At 69.9% G+C, this 21861-nt stretch carries 19 protein-coding genes; 12 read left to right on the forward strand and 7 right to left on the reverse strand.

Annotation, left to right across the window (positions count from 1 at the left end; translation table 11 throughout):
* Positions 1-50 precede the first annotated feature (50 nt).
* Entirely contained in the window at positions 51-986 is a 936-nt protein-coding gene (locus QNJ12_RS07880; RefSeq protein ID WP_300621239.1) for a glycosyltransferase family 2 protein, read from the reverse strand.
* A gap of 430 nt (positions 987-1416) precedes the next feature.
* Here QNJ12_RS07880 and QNJ12_RS07885 point away from each other — a divergent pair, with 430 nt between their 5' ends.
* The 8 genes from QNJ12_RS07885 (at position 1417) to QNJ12_RS07920 (ending at position 9331) form a co-directional block, all read left to right on the forward strand.
* The gene (locus QNJ12_RS07885) at positions 1417-1962 is read left to right on the forward strand and encodes an acyltransferase (protein ID WP_300621242.1); all 546 of its coding nucleotides are present in this window, start codon (positions 1417-1419) and stop codon (positions 1960-1962) included.
* A 52-nt stretch (positions 1963-2014) separates the two neighbouring features.
* Positions 2015-2629, forward strand: a complete 615-nt coding sequence (locus QNJ12_RS07890; RefSeq protein WP_300621244.1) for an NUDIX hydrolase — start codon at positions 2015-2017, stop codon at positions 2627-2629.
* 187 nt (positions 2630-2816) lie between these two features.
* Positions 2817-3593: a glucose-1-phosphate cytidylyltransferase gene (gene rfbF / locus QNJ12_RS07895; RefSeq protein ID WP_300621247.1), complete on the forward strand. Its 777-nt coding sequence runs from the start codon at positions 2817-2819 to the stop codon at positions 3591-3593.
* Entirely contained in the window at positions 3590-4633 is a 1044-nt protein-coding gene (locus QNJ12_RS07900) for an NAD(P)-dependent oxidoreductase (protein WP_300621250.1), read from the forward strand. Before rfbF ends, QNJ12_RS07900 begins: the two co-directional genes overlap by 4 nt.
* Entirely contained in the window at positions 4630-5865 is a 1236-nt protein-coding gene (locus QNJ12_RS07905) for a class I SAM-dependent methyltransferase (protein ID WP_300621252.1), read from the forward strand. The genes QNJ12_RS07900 and QNJ12_RS07905 overlap by 4 nt, the downstream gene beginning before the upstream one ends.
* Positions 5865-7094 (forward strand): class I SAM-dependent methyltransferase, encoded by a 1230-nt coding sequence (locus QNJ12_RS07910; RefSeq protein ID WP_300621254.1) that lies wholly within the window; start codon positions 5865-5867, stop codon positions 7092-7094. The genes QNJ12_RS07905 and QNJ12_RS07910 overlap by 1 nt, the downstream gene beginning before the upstream one ends.
* An 11-nt stretch (positions 7095-7105) precedes the next feature.
* Positions 7106-8272, forward strand: coding sequence for a class I SAM-dependent methyltransferase (locus tag QNJ12_RS07915; RefSeq protein ID WP_300621257.1), 1167 nt, complete (start codon positions 7106-7108; stop codon positions 8270-8272).
* Between the two features lie 66 nt (positions 8273-8338).
* Entirely contained in the window at positions 8339-9331 is a 993-nt protein-coding gene (locus QNJ12_RS07920; RefSeq protein WP_300621259.1) for a glycosyltransferase family 2 protein, read from the forward strand.
* 26 nt (positions 9332-9357) lie between these two features.
* Here QNJ12_RS07920 and QNJ12_RS07925 read toward each other — a convergent pair whose 3' ends face one another.
* Positions 9358-10533, reverse strand: coding sequence for a glycosyltransferase family 4 protein (locus QNJ12_RS07925; RefSeq protein ID WP_300621261.1), 1176 nt, complete (start codon positions 10531-10533; stop codon positions 9358-9360).
* 349 nt (positions 10534-10882) lie between these two features.
* Between QNJ12_RS07925 and QNJ12_RS07930 the strand changes: the two genes are divergently transcribed.
* On the forward strand, positions 10883-11989 hold the full coding sequence (locus tag QNJ12_RS07930) for a glycosyltransferase family 2 protein (RefSeq protein ID WP_300621264.1): 1107 nt from the start codon (positions 10883-10885) through the stop codon (positions 11987-11989).
* A gap of 68 nt (positions 11990-12057) precedes the next feature.
* On the forward strand, positions 12058-13233 hold the full coding sequence (locus QNJ12_RS07935) for a glycosyltransferase family 4 protein (RefSeq protein WP_300621266.1): 1176 nt from the start codon (positions 12058-12060) through the stop codon (positions 13231-13233).
* A 38-nt stretch (positions 13234-13271) separates the two neighbouring features.
* Here QNJ12_RS07935 and QNJ12_RS07940 read toward each other — a convergent pair whose 3' ends face one another.
* Positions 13272-14516 (reverse strand): glycosyltransferase family 4 protein, encoded by a 1245-nt coding sequence (locus QNJ12_RS07940; RefSeq protein ID WP_300621269.1) that lies wholly within the window; start codon positions 14514-14516, stop codon positions 13272-13274.
* A 294-nt stretch (positions 14517-14810) separates the two neighbouring features.
* Between QNJ12_RS07940 and QNJ12_RS07945 the strand changes: the two genes are divergently transcribed.
* On the forward strand, positions 14811-16187 hold the full coding sequence (locus tag QNJ12_RS07945; RefSeq protein WP_300621272.1) for a sugar transferase: 1377 nt from the start codon (positions 14811-14813) through the stop codon (positions 16185-16187).
* A 37-nt stretch (positions 16188-16224) separates the two neighbouring features.
* Positions 16225-17538: a UDP-glucose/GDP-mannose dehydrogenase family protein gene (locus tag QNJ12_RS07950; protein WP_300621275.1), complete on the forward strand. Its 1314-nt coding sequence runs from the start codon at positions 16225-16227 to the stop codon at positions 17536-17538.
* Positions 17539-17566: 28 nt separating this feature from the next.
* Here the strand turns inward: QNJ12_RS07950 and ychF are convergent, their stop codons facing one another.
* From ychF to QNJ12_RS07970, 4 genes are all read right to left on the reverse strand, one after another.
* Entirely contained in the window at positions 17567-18655 is a 1089-nt protein-coding gene (gene ychF, locus QNJ12_RS07955) for a redox-regulated ATPase YchF (protein WP_300621277.1), read from the reverse strand.
* 66 nt (positions 18656-18721) lie between these two features.
* Positions 18722-19675, reverse strand: coding sequence for a UDP-glucuronic acid decarboxylase family protein (locus QNJ12_RS07960; protein ID WP_300621280.1), 954 nt, complete (start codon positions 19673-19675; stop codon positions 18722-18724).
* A complete protein-coding gene (locus tag QNJ12_RS07965) occupies positions 19672-20991 on the reverse strand; it encodes a UDP-glucose/GDP-mannose dehydrogenase family protein (RefSeq protein ID WP_300621283.1) in 1320 nt (439 codons plus the stop codon). Before QNJ12_RS07965 ends, QNJ12_RS07960 begins: the two co-directional genes overlap by 4 nt.
* The gene (locus tag QNJ12_RS07970; protein WP_367281765.1) at positions 20978-21628 is read right to left on the reverse strand and encodes a sugar transferase; all 651 of its coding nucleotides are present in this window, start codon (positions 21626-21628) and stop codon (positions 20978-20980) included. The genes QNJ12_RS07965 and QNJ12_RS07970 overlap by 14 nt, the downstream gene beginning before the upstream one ends.
* Positions 21629-21861 lie beyond the last annotated feature (233 nt).

Genomic DNA, 21861 nt, shown 5'->3' on the forward strand with positions numbered 1-21861 from the left:
ACCGGCTCGGCCGCTGACCGGGCGGCGCGGCGCCGGAACGAGCCGGCTGCTCAGCCCGTGCGCGTCGGGATCCGACGCTTGATCGCGTGCGCGGCCTCGGCCTGGAGCAGGGGCCGGTACCACCGCACCCACCCGACCACCGGCCGCACGCAGCGCACCCGATCGGTCAGGGAGAGCCCTGGTGTGATCACCAGGGTCCGCCCGTACTCCCAGAGCATCCGCCAGTGGGGGACCAGGCGGTCGCTGGTTCGGTTCGGGTTGTACCACTCGCCCCAGGCGCGATAGTCGACGACGCCGTCGTCGTAGCACCCGTGGAGGTACATCGACTGCTCCTCGTGCACCCGCATGTTCTGCAGCCGCTCGGGCAGCTCGACGAACGGTCCCAGCATGCTCAGGCGGGCGAGCACGACGCCGTCGGCGTGGCCGTAGTCCCCGAGCGGGGGGATCGACCGCAGCGCCTCGATGCGGATCAGGCCGAAGATCTCGTAGCAGCGTTGCGCGTGGAGCATGAAGCCACGGAAGCGGTCCTGGGGATCGGGCGAGCCGGCCGGCACCTCGGCCCGGTCGAACTCCTCGGTCACCGCGCCGTCGCCGTCGATCACCCGCACCCGCGACGAGCAGAGCACCACGTCGGGCCGTTCGTCGAGCACGTCGACGCAGCGGCGGAGGTAGTCCGGTTCGATCGTGTCGTCGTGGGCGGCCCACCGGAAGTACTCGCCGCGAGCCAACTCGACGACACGGTTGAAGTTCCAGGTGGCGCCCTGGTTGACATCGCTGCGGTAGTACTTGACCCGAGGGTCGCGGGCGGCGAACTCGCGAGCGATCTCCTCGGTCCCGTCGGTCGACCCGTTGTCGGAGACGACGACCTCGAAGTCGTCGTAGGTCTGGTTCAGGAAGGAGTCGAGCGCGGACGCGAGGTAGTTGTCGCCGTTGTACACGGGCACGCCGATGCTGACCCGCGGCGGCTTCTCGTCGGTCGCTGTCATGCTGATCGTGCCGTGTCGTGGTCGCCCTCGGGTGGTTGGCCGTTCCGCGCCCACGTCACCGTTCGACACCGATCGATCAAGCCGCCCACTTCTCGTTCCTGGTCTCACACCGGCGCCGTGTCGGTCGGCGCCGCTCGTTGCCGGAGCCGGCACTGCGGCCCCCGGCCGGCCGGACACTAACGGTCCGACCCACGGTCCGCAAGCGGTGCGGACGCCCCAGGCTGCGAACTGCGGACGTCCCGAGCCGCGATCCGAAGAGACTGCGATCGTCGCAGACCGGCCGGCAGCAGGACACCGCCGGACGCTCTCCGCCGGACAGGAAGCGACCGGGAACAGCCGTCACTCGCCACCCGGGCAAGCCGCCCCGCACGGCCCGATCGAACCGGCCGGCCACGGGCTCTCGTCGCCGACTCGGGGTTATGCTCCGCCCGTGGAAGTGGCGGGCCTGCGGGCCAAGGTCGGCCAGGTCATGGGGGTGCTCGGCGCCAAGTGGTACCTCCGGCATGCGACGTCGCTCGGGAAGCGGTGCCGGGTGTGGGGGCGGCCGATGGTCCAGAACAACGGCACGCTCGTGGTCGGCGAACGCCTCCAGCTGAACTCGTCGGTCTGGAGGTCCGAGGTGATCGTGGCGACCGGTGGTCGGCTCGAGATCGGCGACCGGGTCTTCATCAACAACGGTTGCTCGATCGGTGCGACCGAGTCGATCCGCATCGGGTCGCACTGCAACCTCGGCACCCAGGTGCAGCTGATGGACAACGATTGGCACCGGCTCGAACCCGAGCGGCGTCACGAACGCCCGCCGTCCCGGCCGGTCTCCATCGGCGACAACGTCTGGCTCGGCGCCCGCGTGCTGGTCCTCCCGGGCGTCACGATCGGCGAGGGGAGTGTGGTCGGCGCAGGGAGCGTGGTCGTGCACGACATCCCGGCGCGGTCGCTGGCGGTCGGTTCGCCGGCACGGGTGGTCCGATCGGTATGAGGCACGGCGCCGTGCCGGCGGCATCACGCGACACGCTCGGAGCAACGGCGGCATGACCACGCAGCCAGGCGGCCGGCAGGAGGGCGAGTGGATCACGCATTCGACGCTGCGCGAGGTGTACTCGAGCTGGTGGATGACGTTGCGCATCGACGACGTCGAGAAGCCCGACGGCTCGCACACCGAGCACGAGGTCGTCCGCGGCCCCGACGCGGCGGGGATGGTCGTCCTCGACCCGCAGCGCGGCGTGCTCATGATCTGGCGGCACCGGTTCATGCCCGACACCTGGGGGTGGGAGATCCCGGGAGGGGCCATCGACGCGGGGGAGGCGCCCGAGGAGGCGGCGCGCCGCGAGTGCTACGAGGAGACCGGCTGGCTGGTTCGGGGGCCCGTGCGGCACCTGAGCACCCATCACCCCTCGGTGGGCCTGGTGCACCAGACGTTCCACATCTACCTCGCCGGCTCGGCCGACCACGTGGGCGCTCCACCCGACGCCAACGAGGCCGTCCGCGTGGAGTGGCGCTCGATCGAGCAGGCTGCCGCCGACGTGAGGTCGGGGGCGATCAGCGATGCGTTCAGCCAGTTGGGTGTCGCGCTCGCACTGTCGGTCGCCGGCCACGGGGCGCTGTTCGAGGCGCCGGCGGGGTCCGACCCGCCGGTCGACCGGTGATGGCTCCGCAGGTGTGTCGCGGCCGGTTCTCACGCCTCGCGGTCCGTCCGTCACTGTCGATCGGCGCGGTTGAGCGAACGCTGAGTCTGGGGCCGAAGAACGTGTCCATGACGGCGGTTTTCCTGATGAACGGGTACGAGGGTGCGACTACCATCGTGCCCAACGGCGGAATGGAAGGATCCTGGCGGTGAAGGTTGGCATTTTGGCGGGCGGGCTCGGGAGCCGGTTGTCCGAAGAGACGACGGTGAAGCCCAAACCGATGGTGGAGATCGGCGAGCACCCGATCCTCTGGCACATCATGAAGTACTACGCCCACTTCGGGCACCACGAGTTCGCGATCGCGCTCGGGTACAAGGGCGAGTACATCAAGCGTTGGTTCGCCGATCGGGCGAGCCTCGCCGGTCACCTCAGCATCGACACGGCCAGCGGCGAGATCACGCAGTCGGGCAACGGCGGTGACGAGCAGTGGAAGGTCGACCTCATCGAGACCGGCCGCAACACCAACACCGGTGGGCGGATCAAGCGGCTCGTTCCCTATCTCGGCACCGACGGCACGTTCATGGTCACGTGGGGCGACGGACTGTCGACCGTCGACCTCGACGCACTGCTCGATTTCCACAAGAGCCACGGCAAGATCTGCACGCTGACGGCCGTCCACCCACCGGCCCGGTACGGCCACATCGAGATCGTCGGTGACCAGATCACCGAGTTCACCGAGAAGCCGCAGGCCGCCGAGGGGTGGATCAACGGTGCGTTCTTCGTCATGGAGCCCGAGATCGCCGACTACATCGACGGCGACGACACGCTGTTCGAGCGTGAACCCCTCGAGCGGCTGGCGTCGCTCGGCGAACTGATGGCGTACCAGCACACGGATTTCTGGGCGTGCATGGACACCATGCGCGACAAGGTCATGCTCGAGAAGCTGTGGGAAACCCCCCGCCCACCATGGAAGGTCTGGTCATGAAGGTTCTCGTCACCGGTCACGACGGCTACATCGGCACGATCCTCGTCCCGATGCTCCAGGCCCGCGGCCACGTCGTCGTCGGCATGGACAGCATGCTGTTCGAACCCTGCGTGTTCGGCACCAAGGTCGCACGACCCGATGTCGAGTACCGGCTCGACGTGCGCGACGCGGGCCCCGAGCATCTCGCCGACGTCGAGGCGGTGATCCACCTGGCGGGGATGAGCAACGATCCCGCCGGCGACCTGAACCCCGAGGCCACGTACGAGATCAACCACCGGGCGTCGACGCGGCTCGCCGAGATCGCCAAGGACGCCGGCGTGCAGCGGTTCCTGTTCTCCTCGTCGTGCTCGACCTACGGTGCCCACGGCGACGACTTCCTCGACGAGTCGGCCGAGTTCCTGCCGGTGACGCCGTACGGCGAGTCGAAGGTCTTCGTCGAGCGCGACCTGCACGAGCTCGCCGACGACGGGTTCACGCCGACGTACCTCCGCAACGCGACCGCCTACGGCGTCTCCGAGCGGCTGCGCGGCGACCTGGTCGTCAACAACCTGACCGGGTTCGCGGTCACCACCAACCAGGTGTTCCTGAAGAGCGACGGCTCGTCGTGGCGGCCGCTCGTGCACATCGAGGACATCTCGCGTGCCTTCTGCGTGCTGATGGAGGCCCCGCGCGACCAGGTGCACGACGAGGCGTTCAACGTCGGCGACACCGCCGAGAACTACAAGATCAGCGAGGTCGCCGAGATCGTCGGCGACGTCACCGGCGCCGAGGTCACGATGTCCGACGAGGCGTTCAACGACCTGCGCAACTACCGCGTGAACTGCGACAAGTTGGTCGGGCGGTTCCCCGAGGCGAAGCCGCAGTGGACGGTCCGACGCGGCGCCGAGTCGCTCAAGGCCGCGATGGAGGCCAACGGCCTCACGATCGACGACCTCGAGGGCGCCCAGTTCATGCGTCTGCGCAAGCTGCAGGAGAACATGAGCAACGGCACCCTCGGCAACGACCTGCGTTGGCTCGGCAACGACGCGGTGGTCTCATGACCGCCATCAGCGCCTGCCGCGGCTGCGGGTCGGCCGAGCTCAAGCAGTTCCTCGACCTCGGGGAGACGCCGCTCGCTGACGCACTCGTCACCGATGCGATCGTCAGCGAGCCGTCGCTCGAAGAGCGATTCCCGCTGGCCGTCGCCTTCTGTCCGGTGTGCGCCCTCGTGCAGATCACCGAAGACGTCGAGCCGACGAAGCTGTTCGTCGACAACTACCTGTACTTCTCGTCGTTCTCCGACCACCTGCTCCGGCACAGCCGCGAGCACGCGCTCAACCTGATCGCGACCCGCGGCCTCGACGCCGACTCGCTGGTCGTCGAGCTGGCCAGCAACGACGGCTACCTGCTCAAGAACTTCGTCGACGAGGGGGTCCCGGTCGTCGGCTTCGATCCCGCTCCCGATCAGGCCGAGGCGGCCAACCGGATCGGGGTGCCGACGCGCGCCGAGTTCTTCGGGCTCGAGGCGGCGAAGGCGCTCCGGGCCGAGGGCAAGGCCGCCGACGTGATCATCGCCAACAACGTGATGGCCCACATCCCCGACCCGAACGACTTCGTCGCGGGCATGGCCCACCTGCTCGCCGACGACGGCTTGATCACCGTCGAGAACCCCAGCGTGTGGGACCTGGTCGACCGGGTCGCGTTCGACACGATCTACCACGAGCACTTCTTCTACCACTCGTGCACCTCGGTCAAGAACCTCGTCGAACGGCACGGCCTCCACCTCAATCACGTCGAGTACTTCCCCGACCTGCACGGCGGCACGAACCGTTGGCACATCGGCCATCGCGATGACCCCAGCCCGCACGTGCTCGAGCGGCTGGCGGCCGAGCACGAGGCGGGCCTCGACGACTTCGAGTTCTTCGCCAACTTCGGCGGCAAGGTCGACACCCTTCGCCGCGACCTGCTCGACCTCCTCGGAGCGCTCAAGGCCGAGGGCAAGACCATCGCCGCGTACGGCGCGGCGGCCAAGGGCGCCACCATGGTCAACGCCACGGGCATCGGCACCGAGCTGGTCGACTACGTGGTCGACCGCAACGTCCACAAGCAGGGCCGCTTCATGCCGGGGACGCACCAGCCGATCGTCGACCCCGCGATCCTCGTCGACGACCCGCCCGACGCCTTGCTGCTGCTGGCGTGGAACTTCGCGTCGGAGATCATGGCGCAACAGTCCGAGTACGCCGACAACGGCGGCCGTTTCATCGTGCCCGTCCCCTCGCCGGAGCTGATCTGATGACCTCGACACCCACGCTGCCGGCAGGCGGCAACACCGCCGACCGGCCGATCGACCGGCCGTGCCCGCTCTGTGGCGCCACGACGCTCACGGTCTTCTTCGAGGAGGGGCACGTGCCGACCAACAGCTGCCTGCTGCTCGACGACCCCGCCGAGGCGGCCGACTTCCCACGGGGCGAGCTCGTGATCGCGTTCTGCGACACGTGCGGCTTCGTCACCAACACGGCGTTCGTGCCGGGGCAGGCCGAGTACTCACAGCGCTACGAGGAGACCCAGGGCTTCTCGCCTCGCTTCATGGCGTTCGCCACCGAGCTCGCCGAGCGATGGGTCTCCGACTACGGGCTCGCCGACAAGACGGTGCTCGAGATCGGTTGCGGCAAGGGCGAGTTCCTGATCGAGATGGCCAAGGCCGGCGCAGGCCACTGCATCGGCATCGATCCGGGCGTCCATCCTGAGCGCATCGACGATCCCGAGGCCGCCGACATCGAGTGGATCGCCGACTTCTACGACGAGCGCTACACCCACATCGACGCAGACGTCGTCATCTGCCGTCACACGCTCGAGCACATCCCCGACGTGGCCGAATTCATGACGACCATCCGCGACTCCATCGGTGACCGCCCCGACACCGTCGTGCTGTTCGAGTTGCCCGACGTGCGCCGGGTGCTCGAAGAGGTCGCGTTCTGGGACATGTACTACGAGCACTGCTCGTACTTCAGCCTCGGGTCGCTCGCCCGGCTGTTCCGGCAGACCGGCTTCGAGGTGGTCGAGCTGTCGATGGAGTACGACGACCAGTACCTCTTGATCGCGGCCCGGCCGTCGACGGTCCCGGCTGCCGGTGAACCGCTGCCCGAGGAGGACGACCTCGACCGCCTCCGCGAGGGCGTCGCCGCGTTCCGCAGGGGATACGACGAGCTCGTCGGCGGGTGGCGCGAGCGCATCGCCGACCTCAGCGCGGCCGGCGGCCGCGCCGTGATCTGGGGTTCGGGATCCAAGGGCGTGTCGTTCATCTCGAACCTGGCGCTCGGTGACGAGCTGGCGGCCGCCGTCGACATCAACCCGCACAAGTGGGGCAAGTTCATGGTCGGCTCGAATCACGAGATCGTGTCGCCCGACGCGCTCACGGGCATCGAGCCGGACCTGGTCGTGGCGATGAACCCGATCTACGTCGACGAGATCGGCTCGCAACTCGACGAGCTCGGCGTCGAGACCGAGCTCACCGCGCTCTGAGGGGCACACCCGTGCAGTCCTCGTGTCCCGTCTGCGGCTCGTCCGAACGCGACGACATCCTGTCGCTCCCGCAGCTCCCGGTCCTGGTCAACGCGCAAGTCCGACCCGACGAGGCGCCCGACGTGGCGCGCGGCGACATGGACCTGGTCGTCTGCCTCGGGTGCGGTCATCTCTACAACCGCTCGTTCGACAACGACCTGATGGACTACGACGCGGCCTACGAGAACACGTTGCACTTCTCGAAGCAGTTCCAGACGTTCGCCCGCGGGCTCGCCGGCCGCCTGGTCGACGAGCACGGTCTGGCGGGTGCCACGGTCGCCGAGCTCGGCTCGGGTCCCGGCCACTTCCTCTCGATGCTGTGCGAAGCCGGGGTGGCCGAGGGCATCGGCTACGACCCCAGCTACGACCCGAATCGCCTCGGGGCGCCCGATCATCCCGCGGTCACGATCTCCACGGCGATGTTCCCCGCCGACGGATCGCTGCCGGCGAAGCTGGCGTTCTCGCAACACGTGCTCGAACACCTCCACGACCCGGTCTCGGCGCTCGCCGCCCAGCGGGAGGCGGTCGCCGCTCAGGAAGGGGCCGTCTACTCCGAGGTGCCCAACGGTGAGCTGATGCTCGAGCAGTGTGCGCTCTGGGATCTGGTGTACGAGCACTTGTCGTACTTCGTGCCCACCTCGCTGCGGCTCGCCTGCACGCTGGCCGGGCTCGAGCCCACCGCCGTCGGGGCCGACTTCGGCGGGCAGTTCCTCTGGTGCGAGGCGGTGCCGGCCGACGGTGGGCGCGATGGCGAGGCCGACACCGAGGCGGTCGCTGCCGCGGTGGCCGCTGCCCGCGCATTCGGCGTCGCGGCGACCGAACGGGTGGCCTCGGCACGCCGCGACCTCGCTGCGTTCGCGGACGAGGGACCTGTGGCCCTGTGGGGCGCCGGCTCGAAGGGCATGACGTACCTGAATCTCGTCGCCGACGTCGCGCCCGTCGCGGGTGTCGTCGACATCAACCCGCGCAAGGCGGGCTGGGGCGTTCCGGGCACCGATCTGGTCATCAGCGGCCCGGAGGCGATGGCCGACGTCCGGCCGCGGACCGTCCTGGTGGCGAACCCCGTGTACGTCGACGAGATCTCGGCGGAGTTGAGCGGTCTCGGGGTGTCGGCGGACGTCCGTCCCCTCTGGGGGTGAGCGTCGTGGGCGGTCGTTCGATCCCGTCCCGGTGCGCTCCGGGACGAGTCGGGTACGGTCGGTCGTATGGCGGGCGGTGAGCCGGGGAGCGTGGCGGTGGTCGTGCCGGCCTACAACGCGGCCGACTTCCTCGCCGAGACGCTGACGAGCATCGTCGAGCAGACCGTCGACCAGTGGTCGTGCGTCGTGGTCGACGACGGTTCGACCGACGCCACCGCCGACGTGGTGGCCGAGTTCGCGGCGTCCGACCCGCGGATCCGCCTCGTGCAGCAGGCCAACGCGGGCGTAGCGGCGGCCCGCAACACCGGCATCCGTGCGACCCAGAGCGAGTACCTGCTGTTCCTCGACGCCGACGATCTGCTCGAACCCGATGCGATCGAGCGGCTGCGAGCGGTGCTGGTCGCGGCGCCGGATGCGCCGGCCGCCCACGGCACCGCCACGGTGATCGACGCCGGCGGCGGTCATTCGACGGCACGCGGGTACGAGCAGGAGTTCGGACGGCGGCGGCTGGTCGAAGCGCAGCGCGGGCCGGTGCTGCGACCGCGGACCGAGCCGGTCCCGGCGAGCAGTCCGACCGGCCCCGAGACGCTGCTGCTGCGGAACCCGGTGACGACGCCCGGCCAGGCGCTCGTTCGACGGTCGGCGCTGCAGCGGACCGAGTGGTTCGACGTCGAGGCGCCGCCGTCCGAGGACTGGGATCTCTGGATCCGCCTGTCGCGGCAGGGCCCGCTCGAGTTCCTGCCCGAGCCGATCATCCGGTACCGGTCACACGAGGGCGGCGCGTCCCGACAGCTGTCGACGATGCGCAAGGCCGAGCTCCGCGTCCGCCACAAGGCCGTCCGCGCCGCCCGGGCGGCGACCGACGGCGCGGGGGCCGGCGCCGAGCGACTGGCTCGTCGGGGCCTGCGCGCGGTCGAGCTGACGCGAGCCGGCGAGCGGGCGAGGTCGGCGTTCCACCGGCTCGTTCGCGGCGACGTCCGAGAGGCCGGCCGCGACGCCGTCAGGACGGGGTCGTCGCTGTACCAGGTCGTGTGGTCCCTGCTCCCGACGGTGCGGTGAGGCGGTTGCCCGGTCGCGGGCGAGGCTCACGAGGGTTCGGGTGCCCGATCGCGGAAGAGGCGGCGCGCCAGGTCGGCGGCACCGGCGGCACCGAGTGCGGCGAACAGCTCGGCGTACCGGCGCACCATCGTGGCCTCGTCGAGCTCGTTGACGGCACGGTGTTCGGCCGCCCGCCCGAGGCGCGCCCGCAGCTCGTCATCGGTTCGGAGCTCGACCAGCGCGCTCCGGAGCGCGGCGACGTCGTCGGGTCGGATGAGCCGGCCGGTCTCGCCGTCACGCACGGCCTCCGACACCCCGCCGACGTCGGTCGCGATGCTCGGTACGCCGTACATCGCGGCTTCGACGTACACGAGCCCGAAGCCCTCGAGGCGGCTGGGGAGGGCGAAGAGGTCGCACGCCGCGAACAGCGCGCCGACGTCCTCGAGCCGCCCGACGAACCTCGCATCGACGTGTTCGGCCGACGCCGCCTGGTCTTCGAGCTGCGGCAGCACCGGTCCGGTGCCGCCAACGACCAGGATCGTGTCGGCGAGCGGCTCGCAGTCCATCGCGTCGATCAGCTTGTCGACGCCCTTGTACTCGACGAGGCGGGCGAGCGTGCCGACGACGAACACGTCGTCGTCGATCGCCAGCGCCCGCCGCGCGCTGTCACGGTCGATCCGTGTCGTGGGCACGTCGACCCCGCACGGGATCACGGTGATCCTCCCGGGGGGCACGCCGGCCTCGCGCAGCACGGTCCTGGTGGCGCCGGCGAAGGTGGTGACCTGGTTCACGACGCGAGCGCCCAGCGCCGTCATCAGCCGCTTCCGCCGCGACTCGCCGGTCCACTCGGTCGGATGGTGGATCGAGGCGACGACGGGGCGCCGCAGGCCGGCGCCGCGGGTGCCGAGGACGTCCCACAACGAGAGGAAGTTGTCGCCGTAGTGGAGGTTGACGATGTCGGGGTCGACGTCGCGGACCAGCTGCCGGAGTGCGCGGGCCGACCCGGGGGAGTGGGGCGCGGCTGCGTCGAGGACCGCCGGATGGATCTCGGCGTCGACCCCCTGGTCGAGGCACCAGCGGCGCAGCTCGTCGGCGTTGTCGTCCTCGGGGAAGAACGTGCGGACCTCGGCGCCCGCGGCGGAGAGCCCGCGGGCGAGTCCGCACACGACCCGTTCCATGCCACCGATGTTGGAGGCGGTGCTCGCCAGCATGATCGACGTCACCGCGGCACCATACACCGGCGCCGTGATGTCTCCCGGGTGCCGCACGGGCGCCCGGTCGACGTGCCCGGTCGAGCCGCGCCACGACGTGCGTCGCGATCTCCGTGGGTCGACACCGGGGCCGTTCGGGCGACCGCTGCGCGGCCGGGGCCGGCGGGCCGTCGCGTGCTCGTTCCGGCCCGCCTCATCGCTGGTACCCTGCTCGGGCTCCTCCCGCAACCCTCCGACGGACCGATGACAGGACACCTCCCCCCACCGTGCTGCGAACCCGGTGACCTGCGACGACACGGTTCGATCGACCGGCGACGCAGTGGTCCACGGGCGTGCCGCCGGCAGTCGCGAGAGGCGTCCGGTGGCGGTTGAGACGGTGGCCGGGGCGGCGCCCGACGACGCAGCTGCCGGACCGACCCTGACCGTCGTCATCCCGACCTACAACCGGCGCGAGCGCCTGCATCGCGTGCTGGTCGCACTCGGCGAGCAGCGCGGCGCCGGGCAGTTCGAGACCGTCGTCGTGTCGGACGGCTCCACCGACGGCACCGACGAGTATCTCGCCAGCGAGCGGGTTCCGATCCCGCTCGTCGCGTGCCGGCAGGCGAACAGCGGCCCCGCCCGCGCTCGCAACCGCGGGATCGAGGCCGCGACCGGCGAGCTGGTCCTCTTCCTCGACGACGACGTCGTCCCGGGTCCGGACCTCGTCCGCGAGCACCTCGCGTCGCACCGTCGTCTCGGCGATCGTGCGGTGGTCATCGGCCCGATGCTCAACCCCCCCGACCACGACATGTCCGTCTGGGTCGAGTACGAACAGGCGATGCTGGCGAAGCAGTACGAGGCGATGGAGCGAGGCGACTGGTCCGCCACGGCGCGCCAGTTCTACACCGGCAACGCATCGCTGCGGCGTGCGCACCTCATCGCCTCCGGTGGCTTCGACACCGAGTTGCGGCGGGCCGAGGACATCGAGCTCGCGCTCCGGCTGGCGTCGATGGGACTCGAGTTCGCCTACGTGCCCGAGGCTGCCGGCCTCCACTACGCCGAGCGGAGCTTCGAGTCGTGGCGCCAGATCGCGCGTGCGTACGGCCGCAACGACGTGCACTTCTCGCGTGAGCCCGAGCACGCCGACGTCCTGCGCTTCGTGCTCGACCACTACGGACGACGCAACCTGCTGATCCGGGCGGTCGTCCGCCTCGCAGCGGGCCGTCCGGCCGTCACGCGCGCCGTCGATCGTGCGCTCCTCGCGACCGCCTCGCAGGGCGAGTCGGTGGGCGGCGGGCGGCTGTCCCGCGCCGCCCTGAGCGGCATCTACAACCTCGAGTACTACACCGGCGTCATCGAGGCGCTGGGCGGTCGGCGGGAGTTCTGGCGCGCGCGGCGACGGCTCGTGATCCTGCCGCGGGTCCGGTGGGTGTTCGATCGATGCCGCGAGCTCCCGGGCATGCCGTCGCGGACCGGGCGGAGCGCATGATGCGGCGAGCGGTCGGTCGAGGGCCCGGGTCGGCTGGCGCCGCACGAGGCCGGACCGGCGTGCTCTTCATGCAGTCACAGGACTTCTTCGGTGCCGATTCCCAGATCCATGCGTCGATCATGCGCCACCTCGACCGCGACCGGTTCGAGGTGCACTGCGCGATCCCGCGCGACGAGCGCGGCGAGCGCTGCGCGTCGTCGCAGGCGGTCCGCGCCGTGCCCGACGTCCACATCCGCCCCACCGACTTCGGACCTTCGCTCGAACAGCGGTCGGTCGGCGGGCTCCTGCGCCGTGCGGTCCCCGACGTGCTGCCGGCCGTGTGGAGCCTGCTCGGGCTCGCCTGGTACGTGCGCCGCCGCCGGATCCGGGTCGTGCACTGCACCGAGAAGCCCCGGGACGCGATCTACGGCACCGTCGTCGCCAAGCTCGGCGGCGCCCGCTGCGTGATCCACGTCCATGTGAAGGCCGAGACGTGGATCCGGGGGAGCGTGCGGCGGGCGATGGGGCACGCCTGCGCCCTCATCGGGGTCAGCGAGTTCGTCGCCGGCTCGATCCGCGACCTCGGGTACGACCCCGCCAAGGTCACCGGTGTCCTCAACGGACTCGAGCTCGACGATTGGCACGACCGCGACGTCGACACCGAGGCGATCCGCCGCGAGTTCGGCGTCGCCCCCGGTGCGCCGCTCATCGTCAGCGCGTCCCGCCTGTACCGGTACAAGGGCCAGCACGATCTGCTGGCCGCCCTGCCCGACGTGGTCGCGCGGTTCCCCGACCTCAAGGTGCTGATCGTGGGCGCCGACGACCCCCGAGGACATCCCGGCGAGGAGCGGTACTCCGACGTGCTGCGGGGGCTGTGCGACGAGCTCGACCTGAACCGGAACGTCGTGTTCACCGGTTGGCGCTCCGACGTGCGTGAGCTGATGACGGCCAGTGACGTCTACGCGATGCCGAGCTTCGAAGAGCCGTTCGGCATGGTGTTCACCGAGGCGATGCACCTCCGGCGACCCGTCGTCGCCCTGAACAACGGGGGGACGCGTGAGGTCGTCGAGCACGGGCGATCGGGCCTGCTGTCCGAGCCGGGTGACGTACCCGAGATCGCCCGCAACCTGTTGACCCTGCTCGACGACGACGCCTTGCGGCGACGGATGGGGGCCGACGGCCGTCGGCGGGTCGTCGAGCTGCTCAACTCCGAGCGGATGGCCGACGACGTCGAGCGGGTCTACGAGCGCATGCTCGCCGGGTGAGCGGCGCACGTTCCCGCCCTCCCCGCAGCAGGAGCGGCTCAGGCCGGCCGCACGTGCGCCACCGTGCGCAGGGTGTCGACGATGCGCTTCGCGTTGGCCCTCGCGTCGTGTTCCGCTGCGGCGAGGGCGCGGGCCTCGCGACCACACGAGAGGCGATACGCGCGGTCGCCGACCAGCTTCCGCAGGGCCGCGATGAGCGCCTCGACGTCGCCGACGGGCACGAGCTCGCCGGTGACCCCCTGGCGGACGATCTCGCTGATCGCACCGACGTCGGTCGACACGAGCGGGAGACCGCTCGCCGCCGCCTCGGCCAGCACCATCGGGAGGCAGTCGCCGAGCGTCGGGAGGCAGAAGACGTCGGCGTGGTGGTACTGCTCGATCAGACCGGGGCTGTTCGCAGTGAGGCTCCGATGGACGACGACGCCAGGTCCGGGCTCGACGTCTGCGGTGGTGACGAGGTGCAGCTCGACGGCCGGTAGGTCGGGTTCGTGCGCGAGCCGCCGGCACGCTTCGATCAGGAGGTCGCCGCCCTTCCGCCTGAGGTCGCCGCCGACGAAGAGCACGCGCACCGGCCCGTCGGACGAGGTGCCCGTGTCCGCAGGACGCGACCACCGCTCGAGGTCGACGCCCGGGGCGATCACGCTGACCTTGTCGGTCGGGATGCCGTACCCGTCGCGGAGGCCGAGCCGCGCCCATTGGCTCCACGTGACGAGGTGGGCCGCCCGGCTGAAGCAACGCCGGTTCGCCTCGAACTTCGCCCGCTCGAGCCATCGCGGACCGAGATCGTGGGCGTAGAACTCGCCGAGCTCGTCGTACTGGAGCGGGGTGGCATCGATCGAGACCACCGTGGGAACCCGCCGCATGGCCCGGCCGAGCAACACGGCGGGGACCTGCGTGTGGACGAACATCGCGTCGATCTCCCGGCGCCCGTCGCCAGTGGGACGTCGAAGACGTCGAAGGCCTCGGCGGGCACGTAGCCCCGCCCGCACCGTCCAGTTCGACCAGATGGGGTTCGGGATCCGGTGCTCGTCGATCGCGAACTCGACGGGCACGATGTGCGCCTCGAGCGTCGGATCGGCCGGCGGGACCAGGGCGCGCAGATTGGCGCTGTGGGTGATGTGACCGAGTGTCTGCTCGAGCACGAACGCCGCCGTCCACGAACCGTTCGACGTCGTCACCCGCACCTCCAATCGTTGATCCGCCGCGGCCCGGCCGTCCGTGGCGAGCTCGGCGCCCGATGCTACCGCCGGCGGCGTGGCGGCGATCGTGCCCTCCCGGTCCATTGGAATCCTCAGCCACTCGGCGCGTCTTCAACGTTCCGTGCCAGCTCAACCACACAGTGTGGTCGTTCACATGATGTTCACCCGTCAGAGTGAAATTCTGCTGGCGATGCCGCCATCGCGGGTGATAAGAAACAGGCAGTGACTACTTAGGCGGAAAGTCAGGTCAAGCAAATGAGCGGGACGAGTTCCGTGAAGTCTCCGGCGGGAGACCTCACAGAGATTTCACAATCCCCAGGGAGCCCGATGGCGCTTCCCGGGGACTTTCGATCACCACGGTCACGGGCCGCGGTCCGGATGAAGCGGCGGCTCATGGTCGCCGACGCGGTGGCAGTCGTCAGTGGTCTGGCGTTCGCGTTCATCGCGCAGCGCATCGTCCGGCCGGTCCCGAGCTTCATCGTCACCGATCAGGCGACGCTGGTGATCGCCAGCCTGCCCGGCTTCGTCGTGGGTGCGCTCGTGAGCCGGTTGTACCTCGCCCGCGCCAACGAGCGACACGCCGAGGAGACGGCCAACGTCGTCCGCGCCGTGGCGATCGGCGTCGGCTGGATGGTCGTGCTCGCGTTCGCCCTGCAGTTCAAGGATCTGTCCCGGCTGTGGGTGTTCCTCGTCGCCGTCAGCACGGCCGGCACGTTGCTGGCCGAGCGCTACTGCGCCCGCCGGGTGTTCGAGCGGATGCGTGCCTCGGGCCGGATGACGCGGCGCATCGTGATCGTCGGCACCGACTCCCATGCGGTCGCGATGCTCCACACGTACCAGCGCAACCCCGAGCTCGGCTACGAGGTCGTCGGGTTCGTCGGCAACGACGACATCGGTACTCGCGGTGGCGTCGACGTGCTCGGTCGGCTCGACCAGCTCAGCCGGGTGCTCGCCGAGCAGGACGCCGTCGGCGTCGTCGTCTCGCTCGCCTCGGTGAGCCAGGAGGACGTGAACCTGCTCACGCGGCGGCTCACCGACGCCGGGTACCACGTCGCGCTCTCGTCGGCGCTCAACGACATCGACGTCACCCGTCTTCGACCCCAGTCGCTCGACGGTCGCACGTTGATCTACGTCGAGCCGGTGATGCGTCACGGCATGCACGTGCTGGCCAAGCGCGTGTTCGACGTGGCGCAGGCGTCGCTCATCATCCTCATCACCGCACCGGTGTTGCTCGCCTCGATGATCGCGATCAAGATCGACAGCCGCGGGCCGGTCCTGTTCCGCCAGGTCCGCGTCGGCCGCAACGGCCGTCACTTCACCATGGTCAAGCTGCGCACGATGGTCGTCGACGCCGAGCACCGGCAGGCCGAGCTCCTCGAGCACAACGAGGTCGACGGCCCGCTGTTCAAGATGTCGAACGATCCGCGCGTCACGCGGGTCGGACGCTGGCTCCGGAAGCTGTCGATCGACGAGCTCCCGCAGCTGGTCTCGGTCATCAGGGGCGACATGAGCATGGTCGGTCCGCGACCTGCCCTCCCGCACGAGGTCGAGCAGTGGGACGACGTGCTCCGCGAACGCCTCCGCGTGCCACCGGGCCTCACCGGCCTGTGGCAGGTGTCGGGTCGATCGAACTCGAGCTTCGAGGACTACCGCCGCCTCGACCTGTACTACGTCGACAACTGGTCGCTGCTCCACGACGTACGGATCTGTGCGCGAACCGTCGGTGTGATCCTGAGCGGCCGTGGCGCCGCCTGATCGTCGATTCGACCACGACAACGATCGGGGTGCCAACATGACGGACCGTCCGCACATCGCCATCGTCGGGACCGGCTACGTCGGGCTCACCACCGGTGCCTGCCTCGCCCATCTCGGCTTCCCGGTCGTGTGCTGCGACATCGACGAGCGCAAGGTCGCTGCGCTCCGATCGGGCGTGATCCCAATCGTCGAGGACGGGCTCGGTGAGATCGTCCACCGGTCGGTCGAGGCCGGCAGGTTGTCGTTCGAGCTGGGTGTCGATCGGGTGCGAGAGGTCGACGTCGTCTTCCTGTGCGTGCCCACGCCGCAGGACGAGGACGGCTCGGCCGACCTGCGGTACGTGCGTGAGGCGGCGAGCGAGATCGGTCCGCTGCTGCGTCCGGGTGCCGTCGTCGTCAACAAGTCGACCGTGCCGGTCGGGTCGTTCGGCGTCGTCGGCGAGACGCTGGCGCGCGACGACGTCCAGGTCGTGTCCAACCCCGAGTTCCTGCGGGAGGGCTCGGCGGTCCACGACTTCCTGCACCCCGACCGCGTCGTCATCGGCACCGACCAGCAGGCCGCCGGTGACCTGGTCGCCTCGCTGTACGGCTCGCTCGACTGCGAGATCGTCCGCACCGACCCGACCTCGGCCGAGCTCATCAAGTACGCCGCGAACGGCTTCCTGGCGATGAAGATCTCGTTCGTCAACAGCGTCGCCGCCCTGTGCGAACACGTCGGCGCCGACGTCGCCAGCGTGGTCGACGGCATCGGCTCCGACCGGCGCATCGGTCGGGCGTTCCTCAATCCGGGTCCGGGCTGGGGCGGGAGCTGCTTCCCGAAGGACTCGCGAGCGCTCGTGTCGACGGCCGACGAGCACGGGTACGACTTCTCGTTGATGCGAGGTGTGATCGACATCAACGAGCAGCAGTACGAGCGGATGATCGACAAGGTCGTGCGGGCCTCCGGCCGCATCGGGTCGGACCGGCTCGACGGGCTCGTGGTCGGCGTGCTCGGGCTCACCTTCAAGGCGGGCACCGACGACCTGCGCGAATCGCCGAGCCTGCGGGTGATCGACGGGCTCCGATCGCGAGGTGCCGCGGTTCGGGCCTACGACCCCACGACGATCGGCGACGTGCACCCGGTTCACGAGGCGCGCCTGGCGGGTCTGCACCGCTGCGGCACGCCGCTCGACGCGGCGGTCGACGCCGACGTCGTCGTGCTGCTGACCGAGTGGCCCGAGTTCGTCGACATCGATCCCGACAAGCTGGCCGACATGATGCGCGGCGATGCCGTGGTCGACTGCCGCAACCTGCTCGACGGCGCCGCGCTGCGCGACGCAGGGCTGCGGTACGAAGGCGTCGGCCGGAGCTGACCGCACCGACCGGCTGCGGCGAGGCCGGTCAGACGTTGAAGCGGAACTCCATGACGTCGCCGTCGAGGCCGACGTAGTCCTTGCCCTCGACGCGCAGCTTGCCGGCCTCGCGGGCGGCCTGCCACGAACCGAGCGTCAGCAGCTCGTCCCACTGGATGACCTCGGCCCGGATGAAGCCGCGTTGGAAGTCGGTGTGGATGCGCCCGGCGCACACCGGTGCGGTGGATCCCTCGAAGAACGTCCACGCGCGCGACTCCTTCTCGCCGGTCGTGAAGAACGTGCGGAGCCCGAGCAGGTGGTAGGCCGAGCGGACCATCCGGAACAGCGCGCCCTCGCCGAGACCGAGGCCCTCGAGCATCTCGGCTCGCTCGGCCGGGTCGACGATCGCGGCGGCCTCGGCCTCGAGCTGGACGCACATGCCGATCACCTCGACGTTGTCGCCGGCGTCGTTGAACTCGGCCGCGACCCGAGCCTCTGCGGCGGGGATGTCGTCGAGCTCGTGCTCGCCGACGTTGACCACGGCGAGCACGCGACGGTTCGTCAGCAGGAAGTACGGCGCCAGCGCGTCGCGGGTGTCGGGTGTCAGCCCGGCCCGGTAGAGCGGCCGCCCCTCGGACAGCGCGTCGTTGGCGATCCTGAGCGCGTCGAGGTCGTCGCCCAGCGACTTGTCGAGCTTCGAACGCCGCTCGACGTCGGCGAGCCGCTTCTCGACGGTCTCGAGATCGGCGAGGGCGAGCTCGAGCTCGACGACCCGCAAGTGCTCGAGCGGGTCGGACGAGCCGGTGACGTCGTCGTCGTCGAACGCCCGCAGCACGAACACGATCGCGTCGACCTCGCGGATGTTGGCGAGGAACTTGTTGCCGAGACCCTCGCCCTTCGATGCCCCCTCGACGAGGCCGCCGATGTCGACCACCTCGACGGTGGCATGGATCGTCTTCTTCGACGCCGACATCGCGGCGAGTCGCTCGAGTCGCTCGTCGGGCACCCTGGCGACACCGATGTTCGGGTCCTTGGTCGCGAACGCATAGGGCGCAGCGAGCGCGCCACCGCCGGTGAGCGCGTTGTAGAGCGACGACTTGCCCGCGTTGGGCAGCCCGACCAGACCGAAGCGTTCCATGGACTGGCGCAGGCTATCGAGGCATCGAGGCCGTCCTCGCAGCTGCGCGCCGCCGGTCGCAGCGGCTCACCGGTGGACAGCGGACCGGAACCACTCGATGGTGCGTTCGAGACCGGTGCGGAGGTCGATCGCCGGCGACCATCCGAGCTGTTCGCTCGCGATCGTGATGTCGGGCCGGCGGACCTTCGGGTCGTCGGACGGCAGGTCGCGGAACACCTTCTGCGACGACGACCCCGTGAGCTCGAGCACGAGGTCGGCGAGCTCGAGCATGGTGAACTCGTTGGGGTTGCCGACGTTGACCGGACCGGCGAGGGGCCCGTCGAGCACGGCGAGCAGCCCTTCGATCTCGTCGTCGACGAAGCAGAAGCTGCGCGTCTGGCTCCCGTCGCCGTAGATGGTCAGCGGCTCGCCGCGGAGCGCCTGGTTGACGAGGTTGCTGACGACGCGACCGTCATCGGCCTGCATCCGCGGTCCGTACGTGTTGAAGATCCGCACGATCCGCACGTCGAGCGACTTCGACCGGTGGTACGCCATCGTGAGCGCCTCCGCGAACCGCTTCGCCTCGTCGTACACGGAACGTTCGCCGATCGGGTTGACGTTCCCCCAGTAGTGCTCGGGCTGGGGGTGGACCAACGGGTCGCCGTACACCTCGCTGGTCGACGCCAGGAAGAACCGTGCGCCGCGCTCGACGGCGAGATCGAGCAGGCGGTGGGTGCCGATGCTGCCGACGTCGAGGGTGTCGATCGGACGTCGCAGGTACTCGGGAGGCGACGCCGGGCTGGCGAGGTTGACGACGCCGTCGACCCGGTCGAGCTGTGCATCGAGACCGGGTTGCACCACGTCGTGGTCGATCGAGCGGAAGCGGTCGTGGCCGGCCAGGTGTTCGATGTTCGTGCGACGACCGGTCGAGAAGTTGTCGACGCAGATCACGTGGTCGCCGCGATCGAGGAGCCGATCACAGAAGTGCGAGCCGAGGAACCCGGCACCCCCGGCGACGACGACGTGGCGATCGCCCGTCATCGCCGGCCGACGCCGTCGTAGTCGAGACCGGCGGCGCGGACCTCGCCGGGGTCGAGCAGGTTGCGGCAGTCGACGAGCGTGTCGCCGCGCATGACGTCGGCGATCTTGCCGAGGTCGAGCTCTTCGAACTCCGGCCACTCGGTGAGGACGACGACGGCGTCGGCGCCGGTCGCAGCGTCGATCGCCGTGCCGCGCACCTCGTAGCCGGCGAGGCGGTCGCGTTGGACGGCATTGAGCTCGCCGGTGGTGGTCGGGTCGTACGCCTGGACGGCGGCGCCGTGACGCCGGAGCTCGTCGAGGATGCGCAGGCTCGGCGACTCGCGCAGATCGTCGGTGCCGGCCTTGAACGTCAGCCCGAGCGCCCCGACGACGCGACCCGAGAGGCGATCGTGCTCGAAGAGGCCCAGCGCGCTGATGATCTTGTGCACCATGCGCTCGTACTGCTGTTCGTTGATGTCGATCACGCCGCGCATCAGCGAGAAGTCGTACCCGTGGTCGGCGGCGATCGCGACGAGCGCACGCGAGTCCTTCGGGAAGCAGCTGCCGCCCCAACCGGGGCCCGGCTTGAGGAACTCGCTGCCGATGCGATGGTCCGATCCGATGCCGGCCACGACGCTGCTGATGTCCGCGCCGACCTGCTCGCACATGGCTGCGACGCTGTTCACGAACGAGACCTTCATCGCCAGGAAGCCGTTCGCCGCGTACTTGATCGTCTCGGCCGACGCCGGGTCGGTGAGGATGAACTCGGTGTCGAGCGACTCGTACAACGCACGAACCGCCGCAGCGGCGGCATCGCTCTCGGCACCGATGACCACTCGGTCGGGGTTCAGGAAGTCGTGGACCGCCGTGCCCTCGCGCAGGAACTCGGGGTTGGAGACCACGTCGACGTCGGTTCTGTCGAGCGCGTCGCTCACCACGTGGAACGACCCGACCGGCACGGTGGACTTGTTCACGACCACTGCGCCGGTCTTGAGCGCCGGCCCGATCGAGGCGGCAGCTGCCTCGACGTAGCTGAGGTCGGCCGACCCATCGTCGTCCTGGGGTGTCGGCACGCACAGGAACACGACGTCGGCACCCGACACGGACTCGGTCGGATCGGTGGAGAAGTGGAGGCGTCCGGCTGCCGACATGTCGCGGACGATCTCTGCCAGGCCGGCTTCGACGATCGGCAGGTGGCCGAGTCGTAGCCGCTCGATCTTGTCGACGTCGATGTCGACGCAGGTGACGGTCGAGCCCAGCTGGGCGAGGCACGCCCCCGTCGTCAGCCCGACGTAGCCGGTGCCGACGACGGCGACCGTGTTGTCAGTGGGTCTCATGGGTCCGGATCATGGCAGCCGGTGTGCGCAGGATGATCCTGATATCGCCGGTCGGTGACCAGTTCTCGACGTAGTCGACGTCGAGCGCATCGCGCTCCTGTTGGCTCAGCGACGAGCGGCCGCTCGTCTGCCAGAGCCCGGTGAGGCCGGGCCGCATCGATCGATAGGCGTCCTGGACGTACGGCGGGCGGAGCAACAACTGAGCCCGCTCGACGGGACGCACGCCGACGATGCTCATCTCACCGCGCAGCACGTTGATCATCTGCGGCAGTTCGTCGAGCGACGTCGCCCGGAGGAAGCGCCCGACCCGGGTGATTCGCGGATCGTCCGGTGGCAGTTTGAAGGCATTCCGGGCGTATTCGCCGTGGGCCACGTCACACGCCAGCACCGCCTCGTGCGTGCCGTCTGCCATGGTTCGGAATTTCAGCATCGAGAAGGACTCGCCGTGGTGGCCGACCCGAGCTTGCCGGAAGAGGGCGGGGCCCCGACTGGTGAGCCTGATCGCAGCGGCGATGAGGAGCATCGCGGGGGCAGTGACGAGCAGCATGCAGGCCGCGACCGTCACGTCCACCCCTCGTTTCGCCTTGTGTCTGACAGACACCGGCGATCCGGTCCCGATCGTGCCTACCTGTGTCACTGGTGCCTCTCGATTGCGTGGTCAACACTGCTCGACCCGGCCCGCTTCGGCAACGATACCCGGTCCGGCGTTGCGGGATCTTACCTGGCGGGGCGGATCTCGGACGCGATCCGGGTTCCGGTCGAGCCGTCCCGACGACGGCCGCGCTGCGCCTCGACGAGCGCCGGCGAGTGTGTCCGGGGACGGTGCGGCCGGCGGCCCCGTCGACGTGAGGCGACGGGCGCGGCGCCTCC

This window comes from Ilumatobacter sp. (assembly GCF_030065885.1).
Lineage (GTDB): Bacteria > Actinomycetota > Acidimicrobiia > Acidimicrobiales > Ilumatobacteraceae > Ilumatobacter.